This window comes from Pollutimonas harenae, from assembly GCF_004153685.1.
GTDB classification, from domain to species: Bacteria; Pseudomonadota; Gammaproteobacteria; order Burkholderiales; family Burkholderiaceae_B; genus Pusillimonas_C; species Pusillimonas_C harenae.
This window is the reverse complement of record NZ_SDQD01000001.1, coordinates 595,093-607,690: the sequence shown is the minus strand read 5'-3', so window position 1 is coordinate 607,690 and position 12,598 is coordinate 595,093. Positions and strand designations below refer to the sequence as shown.

Below are 12,598 nucleotides of genomic sequence, written 5' to 3'. Positions count from 1 at the left end.
TGGAACATCGTCGTTTTTTTTCGTTTAACATCATGAAAGTCGATGGATTTGTCCATCTTGTCCATGGCGCTGCTGACACGCGCCGTGGTTTGCAAATAGTCATCAGGAGCGGGTATGAAAACGAAAGCGGCAATTGCCTGGAAGGCGGGTGCGCCACTGACCATCGAAGACGTTGAACTGGCCGGCCCCAAGGCGGGCGAAGTATTGGTCGAAATCAAGGCGACCGGAATTTGCCATACCGACTATTACACCTTGTCGGGCGCTGATCCTGAAGGCATTTTTCCGTCGATTCTTGGGCACGAGGGTGCCGGAGTGGTGCTTGAAGTGGGTGCTGGGGTTACCTCGCTCAAGGCGGGCGACCATGTCATTCCTCTTTACACGCCCGAATGCCGGCAGTGCAAGTCCTGCCTTTCACGCAAAACTAATCTGTGCACCGCCATACGTGCTACGCAAGGCAAGGGTCTGATGCCTGATGGCACGTCGCGCTTCACGGTCGGCGGCAAGCCCGTGCATCACTATATGGGCACCTCCACATTCTCCAATCACATCGTGGTGCCCGAGATCGCACTCGCCAAAATACGTAACGATGCCCCTTTCGACAAGGTTTGTTATATAGGCTGTGGTGTCACAACAGGCTTGGGTGCGGTCCTGTTTACGGCCAAGGTCGAGGCGGGTACCAATGTGGTGGTGTTCGGACTGGGTGGCATAGGGCTGAACGTCATCCAGGGCGCCAAAATGGTGGGGGCCGACAAAATCATAGGCGTAGACCTGAACCCCGAACGCGAAGCCATGGCGCGTAAGTTCGGCATGACCCACTTTATCAACCCGAACGAGGTCGAAAACGTCGTTGACCACATTATTCAGCTGACCGACGGCGGTGCTGACTATTCGTTCGAATGCATAGGCAATACCAAGGTCATGCGCCAGGCTCTGGAATGCTGCCATCGCGGCTGGGGCCAGTCCATTATTATCGGGGTAGCCGAGGCGGGCGCCGAAATTGCAACCAGGCCCTTCCAGCTGGTTACAGGCCGCGAATGGAAAGGTTCGGCATTTGGTGGCGCACGGGGCCGCACCGACGTGCCAAAAATTGTCGACTGGTATATGGATGGCAAGATCAATATCGACGATCTGATCACCCACACACTGGCTCTGGATCAAATCAATGATGGCTTCGACCTCATGAAGCGAGGCGAGTCCATACGCTCCGTGGTGGTGTACTGATGTCCAGCCTCAAACTAGAAGACCTTGAGCTGCTGAGCGAGCATCGCTGTTTCGACGGCGTGCAGCGCTACTACCAGCACAATGCCGAAACGGTAGGCTTGCCCATGCGTTTTTCGGTGTTCATCCCGCAGCAGGCCCAGGAAGGGCGCGTACCCGTATTGTTTTATCTGGCCGGCCTGACGTGCACCGAAGAAACCTTCATGATCAAGGGTGGCGCGCAGCGCATTGCTGCTCAACACGGCCTGATGCTGGTGGCGCCCGACACCAGTCCGCGCGGAGCCGGCATTGCCGGCGAGGACGATAGCTGGGACTTTGGCACAGGTGCCGGGTTTTACCTGGATGCTACGCAAGAGCCCTGGAGCCGTCACTATCGCATGGAAAGCTATGTGGCTGATGAGTTGTTCGATATCGTTACCACAATCTTGCCGGGGCTGGCGGCTTGTGCAGGGATTTTCGGCCATTCGATGGGAGGGCACGGCGCCCTGGTACTGGCGCAAAAGCATTCCGACAAGTTCCAGTCGGTGTCCGCTTTTGCACCGATTGCCGCGCCCACTCGATGCCCCTGGGGTGAAAAAGCGTTCACGGGCTACTTAGGACCTGATCGTCAGGCCTGGAGCGATCACGATGCCTCGCTACTGATGGAAAAGTCGCAGAACCCATTTCCGCGCGGCATACTGATAGACCAGGGCATGGCTGATGGTTTTCTGGCCGAACAGTTGCACCCAGAGGCGTTCGAGGCTGCGTGCGCACATGCCGGGCAGCCGCTGATACTGCGCCGCCACGACGGGTACGACCACGGTTATTACTTTATCTCGACCTTCATGCAGGACCATATCGACTTCCACGCAGAGCGTCTGCGGGGTGGCTAATCGACCGGATCCATGGTCAGGTCTTGTAAAAAAACGGCCCTTTCATCGAAAGGGCCGTTTTCATATAGCGTTTACTTCAGCAGTTTCCACTGACCGTCTTGCACGGTGATCAATTCACGGCCTCGCTCGTCGAAGCCGCTATGGTCTTCTGGACTCATGTTGTAGACACCCTGGGTGGCCACCAGCTCTTTGGTCTGTTCCAAAGCATCACGCAGCGCACTGCGAAACGCTTTGGTGCCAGGTTTGGCGACTTTGGCGGCTTGCGGGATGGCTTGTTCAAGCAGCATGCCTGCGTCGTACACATTGGCGCCGAAGGTGGCGGGTTTCTCGCCGTACATGTCCTGATAGCGCTTGATGTAATCCTGGGCGTTTTTCTTGGCAGGATTGGTGTCGGCGATTTCGGGCAGTACCAGCATCAGGCTGGCAGCCAATATGGTGCCTTCGGCGGCATCGCCCGCCTGTTTCAGGAAGGCAGGGAGGGCTGCGCCATGAGTTTGATAGAAGGTGCCTTTGTAGCCCTGTTTGGCCAGCGTGGTTTGTGGCAGTGCGGCAGCTGTGCCGGTCCCGGCAATCAGCACGGCATCAGGCTTGGCCGATAATACTTTGAGCGCCTGGCCGGTGACGGAGCTGTCAGAGCGCTGGTAGCGTTCTACGGCAACGAGCTTGATATTGTTTTGCTGAGCCAGCTCGGTAAATACTTTCAGCCAGTTTTCGCCATAGGCATCATTGAAGCCAATGAAGCCAGCCGTCTTGACGCCGGACTGGACCATGTGGTCAACCAGCGCCCTGGCAATAATATCGTCATTTTGAGTGGTCTTGAACACCCATTTTTTTTCCGGCGTCATGGGTAGTACGACCGATGCCGTGCCTACAGGCGCCAGCATAGGTGTGCCGGTTTCAGCCATGAACTGGATGACGCTCATGGCATTAGGCGAACCGGTGGGGCCAATGAGGGCATCAATTTTCTCTTCACTCAGCAGTTTCTTGATGCTGGTGACCGTTTTTGTGGGGTCACTGGCATCATCCAGCGAAATATATTCGACGCTCAGGCCGCCGATGCGAGTGGGCAGCAGGGGGACTGTATTTTTTTGCGGAATACCGACCATGGCCGTGGGACCGGTGGCCGAGGTGACAACACCTATCTTGACCTGAGCGTAGCCCGGAGCGGCAGGAGCAAGGCCAATGGCGACATATAGGGCGGCGAAAAGGGCGAGTTTTCTGAATGACATGAATTTGTCTCGATAAAAGGTCAAAATCGGTGTTAAACATGAACTTTTCATGGAAAAAACGATCTTACTGTATATCTCATGCAAAGGCGTCACCGACATTAGCACTCTGTTGTACAGAGTGCTAATATAGTGCAATCAGTATCGTTTTTTCAGGAGGACTGCTCGTCCGATGACTCACAGCTCGCAATCCTTGACCCTGTCCAATAACCAATTGGCCATGGCAATTTCCAATCCAGGTGCGTTAGGCACGATCGAGGCCTACATCAGCGCCGTCAATCGCCTGCCCATGCTCACGCAAGAGGAAGAAACGAGCTTGGGCAAGCGTCTGCGCGAACAAGATGATCTCGATGCCGCGCGGCAACTGATCACTTCGCATTTGCGTCTGGTGGTTTCCATAGCGCGCCAGTATCTGGGCTATGGGCTGGCGCATGCCGATCTCATCCAGGAAGGCAATGTAGGCCTGATGAAAGCGGTAAAACGCTTTGACCCCGATCGCGGGGTGCGTCTGGTGTCTTTCGCCGTGCACTGGATCAAGGCTGAAATCCACGAATACATCGTACGTAACTGGCGCCTGGTCAAAGTTGCCACGACCAAGGCGCAGCGCAAATTGTTCTTCAACCTGCGCCGTATGCGTCCCGATGGCCAAACGCTCGACACCGAACAGGTCAATAACATTGCGCGCGAGCTTAATGTGCGCCCCGAAGACGTCAGCGAAATGGAAGTCCGTATGTCTGGCCGGGAATTCGCCCTTGAAAGCCATGACGACGAAGACGGCTACGCCCCGATTGCCTATTTGTCCGACGAAGGGCAGCAAGAGCCCTCGCAAGTACTCGAGCGTCGTGCCTACGACGCTCTGCAGGGTTCCGGGCTGGCTGATGCCCTCGATGTTCTCGACGAGCGCTCTCGCCGCATTGTTCGGGCGCGCTGGCTGCAAGACGACGGTGGTGCAACCTTGCATGAACTGGCAGCCGAGTTCGGTGTTTCAGCCGAACGCATCCGCCAAATCGAAGCGGCAGCATTCAAAAAACTGCGCGTATCGCTGGCAGGTTGAGCCAAAGCGGGCTGGCCATCAAGGCCAGCCTCTACGGCTGCGGTGCGCCGTCGGGCACCAAAAATCCCGAAATACTCTTTTACACCTCCGGCAGATAGAAGTAGAACTTATTTCTATTTATCCTGACTAATCTTGCATGAACGATGTGTTTGCCTACGATGCGCGAGGCATTGTTCATCGTCCGCTTCGGCTTCTCCTCTTCCCCTCCCTTTTGAAGCGGACGTTTTATGGGACACCTTTTCAGGTGTCCCATTTTTTATCCTCTTCAGCCAGTGATGGTCCGGCATAAAGAATAAGTCCTGACGCGGCGCCTATCGTGATAAAAAAAGCGATATCCTTGTAAATTGGCTACGTTGCCACATGTACAAGGATGTTTAGATGCAGATAGGACACCTGGTTTTTGGACTGGCGGGCTTGCTGGCCCTGGTGTCGTTCATGCCACCGCTGGCCGGCCGCTTGCGTTTACCCTATTCGGTGTTGCTGGCCATAGTCGGATTTGTTCTGGGCCTGATCATTCACGTGCACGGCTGGGCGCCCCTGGTGGTGTCCGACTTTCTTGATTCGCTGCAAGATTTCGAGGTGTCGTCGGAAACCTTTCTATTTGTATTTTTACCCATACTGCTTTTCGAGACGTCGTTGTCGATCAATGTGCGGCGATTGCTGGACGACATAGGACCCATTCTCATGATGGCGATTGTCGCTGTCGTAGTATGTACGGTTGCCGTGGGCTTTTCCATCAATTCGGTGTCTGGCTATAGCCTGGCGGTTTGCCTGATGCTGGGCGCCATCGTGGCTACGACTGATCCGGTAGCTGTGGTGGGTGTGTTTCGGGAAGTGGGTGCTCCCAAACGGTTAACCACGCTGGTCGAAGGCGAGTCATTGTTCAATGATGCGGCCTCCATTGCCCTGTACTCGGTGCTGTTGACGGTCCTGGCGGGAGGCGGGACGTTGTCGTCCGGCAAAATCTTCTACAGCTTTGCCTTCGGCTTTATTGGAGGGGGTATAGCCGGTTTTCTGATGGGTCGGCTGGCCTGCAGGCTGTTCATCTGGTTGCGGGGCTGGCCTACGGCTGAAATTACCCTGACCATCGCTCTGGCCTACCTGACTTTTTATATTTCCGATCATTATTTAGGTGTCTCGGGTGTGGTGGCCACCGTGATTGCTGGTCTGGTGGTGGGTTCCAGCGGTCGTACACGTATGTCGCCGGCGACCTTCGAGCAGTTGTCCGGCGCCTGGTCACAGTTTGGCTTCTGGGCCAACTCTCTTATTTTCGTTTTTGCAGCCATGCTGATTCCGCGCATGATGGAAGATATCACCTGGACGCAGGTGGGGCTGGTGCTGCTGGTTTTTGCCGTGACACTGCTTGCCCGGGCGTTAATGGTATTTGGCGTGCTGCCCTTGCTGGGCCTGACTCGTTTCGGTACCAAGGTGAGTCCGGCCTACCGGGTCGTGATGTGGTGGGGCGGCTTGCGTGGTGCGGTATCCCTGGCCTTGGCGCTGGCCGTGACAGAACAGCATAATGTGCCCTACGAAGCACGTCAGTTCATTGCCGTGGCGACTACAGGCTTTGTGCTCATGACCTTGTTCGTGAATGGTGTCAGCCTCAGAAAACTCATTGGGCATCTAAGGCTCAATCAGCTGTCGCCGTTTGAGCGGACCTTGCGCAACCAGGCGGTGGTGGTGGCTCTGGAAGACCTGCGGGAGAAAACCGATGAAATCGCCGAGTACGACAATATCGGACTGGATGCGCGTGCACGGGTGCAATCGGTATTCGATGCCACACTGGCCAGTGTCGATGGTGGAGAAATCGAGCGGCTTTCCCTGGATCAAAAGGTGTCGATGGGTCTGGCGGTGGTTGCTGCACGCGAAGAGGAGCTGTTCTTTGATACGCTGAAAGCCCAGATAGTCGAATGGCGTACGGCAGAGTCATTGTTGGCCAGGGCCGAGCGCCTGAGTGACGCGGTACGCGCAGGTGGATTGCAGGGCTTTGAGGCCGCTATTGCCGCCGATCTGCGTTATTCGCAGGGGTTTCGCCTGGCTTTGCGGATACATTATCTATTTGGTTTTCAGGAATGGCTCAGGCGTGAACTGTCCAAACGTTTTACCAACCTGATGAGCAAGCGGTCGGTGGCACAGCAGCTGATACGCTTTGCCGAGAAAGAACTCAAGCCGTTGTTGGGTACCGAGGCGACTGATATTATTATCGGGGCCCACAAGCGCAGGCTGGTACTGCTGGAAAACTCCCTGCAAGCCATGAATCTGCAATATCCCGTGTTTGCGCAATGGTTGCAAGAAGCCTATTTGGGTCGCATGGCGCGTGCGCTTGAGCGTCTGCGCTATCGCGACATGTTGGCGCAGTTCCTGATTACCGGTGAAATGTATTCGGATCTGATCAAGCAAATAGATTTGCGCTGGGAGCATGTACAGAAGCATCCGCCCCTCGATATAGCCATGAGTGCCCGAGAGCTGATCGGCCATGTGCCTTTGTTCCAGGACCTTTCTCCTGAAGAGCTGGCGCTTATCAGCAAGCTACTTAAGCCTCGTCTGGCGGTGCCAAACCAGCGTATCAGGTTGCAAGTGGGGCGCAGCAGGGCCATGTATATCGTGGCCTCCGGAGCCGTTACCCTGCATTTGCCCGACACCACCACAGTAGAGTTGGGGACGGGTGAAATGTTTGGCGAGATGGCCTTGCTGACGGACACTGAGTTTGAAGCCAAGGCAACATCGTTGGGATACAGCCGGCTACTCATGCTGCTTGAAGGCGATCTGGACACTTTGCTCGAGCGCGATTCGATACTCAGGGAAAAAGTGGAAACTATCGCCAAACAGCGTTTGCGCGCGCTGACGGTTTGGCAGGAGTTCCAGTCAGGACAGCGTCAGTATGAGCCCTTGCCCGAACGGAACAGCCCGGGAACGGACAATAGTCCGGCCGAGCCGGATGCTGGCATGGTTGCCGGGAGCGACCCCCTCGGGTCTAAAGCAACTGATTGATATCGTTGGCAATATCCTGGGCCGACGCATTGCCGCTGATCAGGACGCGGGCTTCGCCTTCTTGGTCAATAATGTAGAAGGACGAGGCGTGGTCCATGGAGTATTGTTCGGGTGTCGCACCCGGTGATTTGGCGTAGTAGGTCTTGAACGACTTGGCGGTGGTGCTGAGCTGTTCCGGCGTTCCGGTCAGGCCGACGAAATCCGGATTGAAGGCCGATACATATGCGGACAAAATCTCGGGTGTATCGCGCTCCGGGTCAACGCTGATCATCAAGACTTGTACTTGGGCGGCATTCTCGCCCAGCAACTCCATCGTTTGGGACAATTCCGCCATGGCGGTGGGGCAGACGTCGGGGCATTGGGTAAAGCCAAAAAATACGACGACAACCTTGCCTTTGTAATCAGTCAGAGTGCGTAACTGGCCCGAGCCATCGACCATGGCCAGGTCCTTGCCCAATTCAGTGCCGGTGATATCGGAGCCGATGAAAGTCGGCTCTTCCTTGCCGCAGGCGCTTAGCAGAGGGGTAAGCGCCACCATGGCAGCGGCAGAGATTAAGGTGCGACGCTTGCTTGAAAACACAGACATAAGATTTCCGGAGAAAAGATCAAAATAGCATGATCCAGTGATCGATCAGCAAGGCCCCGAAGAGTAGGGCCAGATACAAAATGGAAAAACGAAACAACTTGCGTGAGAGCTCGTCGGAGTACGCCTTGTACAAGCGCCAGGCATACATGATGAACATGCCGCTGAGGATGACTGCTGCGCACAGATAGAACATGCCGCTCATGCGGACGATGTAAGGCAACAGGGTCGCGGCAAACAGAGCAAAGCTGTAAAGCAGAATATGCAGGCGCGTGAACTGCTTGCCATGTGTGACCGGCAGCATGGGCAGACCAGACTTGGCGTAATCATTATTACGATACAGGGCCAGCGCCCAGAAATGAGGGGGCGTCCAGATAAAGATGATAAGTACCAGTGTCCAGGCTTCGGCTGGTACGGCGTTAGCCACGGCGGCCCATCCCAGGGCCGGTGGCATGGCGCCCGACAAACCCCCAATCACGATGTTTTGTGGCGTGAGGGGCTTAAGCACCATGGTGTAGATAATGGCATAACCCACAAAAGTGGCAAATGTAAGCCACATGGTCAGGGGGTTCACCATATGGTAGAGCACGACCATACCCAGGCCACCCAGCATGCCCGAAAATACGATGACTTGGGTATTGCTGATGGTGCCGCGCGCCGTGGCGCGCCTAGCCGTACGCAGCATGCGTGCGTCGATTTCCTGCTCGATCAGGCAGTTGACTGCAAAGGCGGCGGCTGCCAGCAGCCAGATACCCACTGTGGCCGCCACTACAACTCCAAGCTCGGGCATACCGGGGGAGGCCAGGAACATGCCTATGACGGCACAGAACACAGCCAGTTGGGTCACCCTGGGCTTCGTCAATACCAAGTATTGACGAAGAAGAGACTGGGAAGGAGCAGGAATGGATGTCATGCTGGTATTTTAGTCGGTTGCGAGCCGGAAAGGCGTAAAACGAGGGTGACGCCGGTCAGAACCAGGCCGGCGGCGCCGCCATTGTGCAGCACGGCGATCAGTAGCGGCCACTGGAAGAAGATAGTGGTCAGGCCGGTAAGCAACTGGGCGATGAGCAGAACCAGCATCAGTCGGGCCGGGCCCGCCAGACCGGATTCATGCCGCATTTTCCAGCTCAGTATGCCCAGATAGGCAAACACCAAAAAGGCAAAATTGCGATGCGTCCAGTGGATGGCTGTCAGGGCATATTGGGAAATCATTTCACCCGAGGGTAGTAAGCCCAGGCCGCGTATCAACGAATATCCGCCCTCAAAATCCATTTTGGGCAGCCATTGGCCGTGGCAAGTCGGGAAGTCCATGCAGGCCAGGGCGGCATAGTTGGTGCTGACCCAGCCGCCCAGGGCTATCTGGACAAATAGCACGGCCAGACCTCCGGCCATCCAGGGCAGCCAGCGCCTTGCCTCTCTTGAGACGGGAGGATGAGTTTTTTCGCGTGCGGCCAGCCAGGTCATAAGAGCCAGCAGCGTCATGCCGCCCAGCAGGTGAGTCGTCACGACGATAGGCATGAGTTTGTGCGTGACCGTCCAGGCACCAAAAGCACCCTGTACACAGACAGCAACCAGAGTGACGATAGCCAGGCGCGGTGTATTGCCCAGCTCACGACGGTAGCGCCAGGCCAGGTAGACAATCCCGATGATCATCATGCCCAGCAAGGAACCCACATAGCGGTGGATCATTTCGATCCAGGCTTTGGAGAAGCTGACCGCCCCGTAAGGCATGGCTTGCAGGGCCTGTTCAATGTGATTACTGGCCCCTATGGGCGTGATCTTGCCGTAGCAGCCTGGCCAGTCGGGGCAGCCTAGGCCAGAATCGGTCAAGCGCACGAAGGCGCCGAACATGATCAGGTCCAGTGTCAGGAACCAAGTCATGAAAACCAGTTTCCGGTAACGCGCAATTGTGCGTTCTGTTGCGTTACGCAAGCTCATTGATGTGTCCTAGCCTATGCGTGAGTTGCGTATCAACTTTCTGATATCGTCGCGCACCGAGATCGGGTCGGCATCGGCGGGGAACTGCATCATCAGGTTGCCCAGCGGATCGATAATCCACATTGGGGCTTTCAGCGCTGCTTCACGGTCGGCCGCTGTGGCTTGTGGCGCCAAATAGGCGGCGAGTTTTGCGGGGTCGACCCGCAGCATATGGGTGCCTTTGTAGGCTTTCATGACCTGGTCAGGTATTTCTTGATCGTCGGTGATGAACCATACGCGCGCCAGGCGCTCGACGTTCTTGCCCTGGCTGGCGTGCGAATTGCGCAGAATAAATAGCTTTCGTACACAAGACTCCGGGCAGGCGGCGCTATCAGCGCTGACCAGTATCCATTTACCGTCCAGACTGGAAAGTTCAAAGGGATTGCCATCGAGCGTGCGCAGCGGCAGTGTGGAAGCATCGGGCACTGGGCGTTGCGGCTGTATCAGCTTACCGTAGTTGCTATGTTCGCTGGGGCGCAACCCCAGCGCGGGCACGTAGTATGCCAGCAGGGCAAGCACCAACGGTGCCAGGCTCATGATCACAATCAGGTACAGCGGCCATATCGAGCGAGGGCGGCGGGCTTGATCGGGCGTGACGGGGGTATTGCTGACCACTAAAGTTCCTTAAAAAGTTTCCGGTTAGTGTCGCCGGCGTAGGGCACGCCAGGCGATAACCAGCCACGCAATGGCGGCAATGGCGGCGAAGCTGAACCACTGCAGGGCATAGCCCTTGTTTTTGTCGGCATCCAGGGATGGTTCGGGCCACTCGCGCAGCAGTGGTGTGCTGGCTGTGTCCTGGGCTTGGGCTGCATCGGCGGTTTGCGCCAGGACTGCCGGTATGAATTTTAAGCCAGTTGCGGCGGCATAAGCATCCAGCCCCAGGTTTTGTACGCGGGGCAAGGTGTTTGCGGGGTCGGGCAAGTGAGCAGGCAATTGTGTAGCGCCGCTGAGTTCGAACAGCCTGGGCACTCTGCTCAGCAGTTCGCCGGTAATGGTTTGCTCGGCATTGGGTGTGGGAATCGGCGGCAGGGGTTGTTCTATGGATGCCGGCCGTGGCAACCATCCGCGCAGCACCAGCACAGCTGTAGCGGGGTCGAGCATCAGGGGTGTGGCTACCCAATAGCCAGGGCGCCCCTGGTAATTGCGGTTTTCCAGCAGTACAGTGAATTCGTGGCGCCAGACGCCGTGCGCACTGGCAGGGCGCCATGGTGTCAGTGCCTGGGGTGGCGTATTAGGCTCGATGTGTAGCGGCGGGCTGTTACGCCCGCTGTCGATTGCATGCTTGATGGCAATACGCTGGGCGGCGCGATCCAATTGCCAGTTGCCCAGTGAGGCACACACGATCGCCACAATACCCAGCAACAGCAGGGCGAACAATGTGCGATAAATGGTGTGTAAGCGTGCCATGTCTGTAAAATTGCAAGTTTAACCGGAGGCCAAACAATGCGTTATATCGTGATCCTAGCTTTCCTGGGGATTATAGGAAGCCTGGCTTCTGCACTGGTATACCTCATGCGCGATAAGGGTGGCACCAACCGTACGGTCAATGCCCTGACAGTACGTATAGGTTTGTCGATCGCCCTGTTTCTGTTTGTGCTGTTCGCGCACCACATGGGCTGGATAGAAAGCACCGGGATTGCCGCGCGCTGATCTAATCTGGAAGTGATAAAGCTTTAAAAAGGCCTTCTTGGCAGGCAGCAAGAAGGTGCAGTGGGTTCTTTTTTGAACTGCGCCGCCATGCTGGTACCAGCATGGCGGCGTTTTCCGTTCTGTTACTGCTGCGGCTTAGAACCAGTACACAAACAGGTACAAGCCCAGCCACACAACGTCAACAAAGTGCCAGTACCAAGCGGCGCCCTCGAAGCCGAAATGATGATCGGCGGTGAAGTGGCCACGAATCAGGCGGAACAGAATGACGGTCAGGAAGGTGGCACCCAAGATGACGTGGAAGCCGTGGAAGCCCGTCAGCATGTAAAACAGTGCGCCATAAGCACCCGAATCGAAACGCAGGTTCAGCTCTTGGTAGGCGTGATGGTATTCGTATGCCTGGCAGGCCACAAAGGTGAAGCCCAGGATTACGGTCAGGGCCAGCCAGAAAATGGCTTTGCCGCGATGACTTGCGCGCAGTGCATGGTGCGAGATGGTCAGGGTCAGGCCTGAGGTCAGCAGCAATGCCGTATTAATGGTGGGCAGCCAGAAGGGGCCTACCGTTTTGAACTCGGGTACGACGCCTGCGGGACCTAGGTTGGGCCAAGTGCCGGTAAAGTTGGGCCATAGCAGAGTCTGGTGATCAAGGTTGCTGAGCCAGGGAGTCGTGACTTCGCGGACATACCACAGCGATCCAAAGAACGCCGCGAAAAACATGACTTCTGAAAAAATGAACCAAGCCATGCTCCAGCGGTAGGAGTGATCGACCCGCACGCTGTTGATCCCGCTTTCGGATTCGCGAATGGCATCGCCGAACCAGCCATATAGCACGACAAACAGACAGAGTATGCCGGCCAGGAAAAGCCAGAAACCTGCCGCATAGCTGTTGATCCAAAGCGCGGCGCCCAGCAGCGTCATGAGCAACGAAATACTTGCCCGTACGGGATGGACTGATTCGGCGGGCACGTAATAGTAAGGTGCCTCTTTGCCCTGAGCCATGTGTCCTGCACTCATGGTGTTCTCCTGCGAA

12 protein-coding genes are annotated in these 12,598 nt (G+C 56.3%); 5 read left to right on the top strand and 7 right to left on the bottom strand.

The annotated features are described in order from the left end of the window. Nucleotides 1-114: 114 nt before the first annotated feature. Nucleotides 115-1,221, top strand: coding sequence for an S-(hydroxymethyl)glutathione dehydrogenase/class III alcohol dehydrogenase (locus ERD84_RS02830; RefSeq protein WP_130038068.1), 1,107 nt, complete (start codon nt 115-117; stop codon nt 1,219-1,221). Then, nucleotides 1,221-2,090 carry an S-formylglutathione hydrolase gene (fghA, locus tag ERD84_RS02825; RefSeq protein WP_130038066.1) on the top strand — a complete coding sequence of 290 codons (870 nt, stop codon included), beginning with the start codon at nt 1,221-1,223 and terminating at the stop codon, nt 2,088-2,090. Before ERD84_RS02830 ends, fghA begins: the two co-directional genes overlap by 1 nt. A gap of 71 nt (nt 2,091-2,161) precedes the next feature. Here the strand turns inward: fghA and ERD84_RS02820 are convergent, their stop codons facing one another. Next, the gene (locus tag ERD84_RS02820; protein WP_130038064.1) at nt 2,162-3,319 is read right to left on the bottom strand and encodes an ABC transporter substrate-binding protein; all 1,158 of its coding nucleotides are present in this window, start codon (nt 3,317-3,319) and stop codon (nt 2,162-2,164) included. 169 nt (nt 3,320-3,488) lie between these two features. On the opposite strand from ERD84_RS02820, the gene rpoH reads away from it, so the two are divergent. After that, entirely contained in the window at nt 3,489-4,370 is an 882-nt protein-coding gene (gene rpoH, locus ERD84_RS02815) for an RNA polymerase sigma factor RpoH (protein WP_130038062.1), read from the top strand. 378 nt (nt 4,371-4,748) lie between these two features. Beyond that, complete coding sequence (locus ERD84_RS02810) at nt 4,749-7,361, top strand: cation:proton antiporter (RefSeq protein WP_130038060.1); 2,613 nt, start codon at nt 4,749-4,751, stop codon at nt 7,359-7,361. Here ERD84_RS02810 and ERD84_RS02805 read toward each other — a convergent pair. From ERD84_RS02805 to ERD84_RS02785, 5 genes are all read right to left on the bottom strand, one after another. Further along, on the bottom strand, nt 7,345-7,947 hold the full coding sequence (locus ERD84_RS02805) for an SCO family protein (protein WP_130038058.1): 603 nt from the start codon (nt 7,945-7,947) through the stop codon (nt 7,345-7,347). The genes ERD84_RS02810 and ERD84_RS02805 overlap by 17 nt on opposite strands. Nucleotides 7,948-7,966: 19 nt before the next feature. Then, nucleotides 7,967-8,857: a heme o synthase gene (gene cyoE / locus ERD84_RS02800; protein WP_130038056.1), complete on the bottom strand. Its 891-nt coding sequence runs from the start codon at nt 8,855-8,857 to the stop codon at nt 7,967-7,969. Then, nucleotides 8,854-9,882: a COX15/CtaA family protein gene (locus ERD84_RS02795; protein ID WP_130038054.1), complete on the bottom strand. Its 1,029-nt coding sequence runs from the start codon at nt 9,880-9,882 to the stop codon at nt 8,854-8,856. Before ERD84_RS02795 ends, cyoE begins: the two co-directional genes overlap by 4 nt. A 9-nt stretch (nt 9,883-9,891) precedes the next feature. Then, the gene (locus ERD84_RS02790; RefSeq protein WP_245150625.1) at nt 9,892-10,458 is read right to left on the bottom strand and encodes an SCO family protein; all 567 of its coding nucleotides are present in this window, start codon (nt 10,456-10,458) and stop codon (nt 9,892-9,894) included. A gap of 102 nt (nt 10,459-10,560) precedes the next feature. Then, nucleotides 10,561-11,328 (bottom strand): SURF1 family protein, encoded by a 768-nt coding sequence (locus ERD84_RS02785; RefSeq protein ID WP_130038050.1) that lies wholly within the window; start codon nt 11,326-11,328, stop codon nt 10,561-10,563. A gap of 36 nt (nt 11,329-11,364) precedes the next feature. On the opposite strand from ERD84_RS02785, the gene ERD84_RS02780 reads away from it, so the two are divergent. Then, a complete protein-coding gene (locus ERD84_RS02780; RefSeq protein WP_130038048.1) occupies nt 11,365-11,571 on the top strand; it encodes a twin transmembrane helix small protein in 207 nt (68 codons plus the stop codon). A 135-nt stretch (nt 11,572-11,706) separates the two neighbouring features. Here the strand turns inward: ERD84_RS02780 and ERD84_RS02775 are convergent, their stop codons facing one another. After that, entirely contained in the window at nt 11,707-12,582 is an 876-nt protein-coding gene (locus ERD84_RS02775) for a cytochrome c oxidase subunit 3 (RefSeq protein WP_130038046.1), read from the bottom strand. Nucleotides 12,583-12,598: the final 16 nt, after the last annotated feature.

Coding starts and splice junctions, on each gene's coding strand:
- ERD84_RS02830 (WP_130038068.1), top strand. CDS start 115: ATGAAAACGAAAGCGGCAATTGCCTGGAAGGCGGGTGCGCCACTGACC.
- fghA (WP_130038066.1), top strand. CDS start 1,221: ATGTCCAGCCTCAAACTAGAAGACCTTGAGCTGCTGAGCGAGCATCGC.
- ERD84_RS02820 (WP_130038064.1), bottom strand. CDS start 3,319: ATGTCATTCAGAAAACTCGCCCTTTTCGCCGCCCTATATGTCGCCATT.
- rpoH (WP_130038062.1), top strand. CDS start 3,489: ATGACTCACAGCTCGCAATCCTTGACCCTGTCCAATAACCAATTGGCC.
- ERD84_RS02810 (WP_130038060.1), top strand. CDS start 4,749: ATGCAGATAGGACACCTGGTTTTTGGACTGGCGGGCTTGCTGGCCCTG.
- ERD84_RS02805 (WP_130038058.1), bottom strand. CDS start 7,947: ATGTCTGTGTTTTCAAGCAAGCGTCGCACCTTAATCTCTGCCGCTGCC.
- cyoE (WP_130038056.1), bottom strand. CDS start 8,857: ATGACATCCATTCCTGCTCCTTCCCAGTCTCTTCTTCGTCAATACTTG.
- ERD84_RS02795 (WP_130038054.1), bottom strand. CDS start 9,882: ATGAGCTTGCGTAACGCAACAGAACGCACAATTGCGCGTTACCGGAAA.
- ERD84_RS02790 (WP_245150625.1), bottom strand. CDS start 10,458: ATGAGCCTGGCACCGTTGGTGCTTGCCCTGCTGGCATACTACGTGCCC.
- ERD84_RS02785 (WP_130038050.1), bottom strand. CDS start 11,328: ATGGCACGCTTACACACCATTTATCGCACATTGTTCGCCCTGCTGTTG.
- ERD84_RS02780 (WP_130038048.1), top strand. CDS start 11,365: ATGCGTTATATCGTGATCCTAGCTTTCCTGGGGATTATAGGAAGCCTG.
- ERD84_RS02775 (WP_130038046.1), bottom strand. CDS start 12,582: ATGAGTGCAGGACACATGGCTCAGGGCAAAGAGGCACCTTACTATTAC.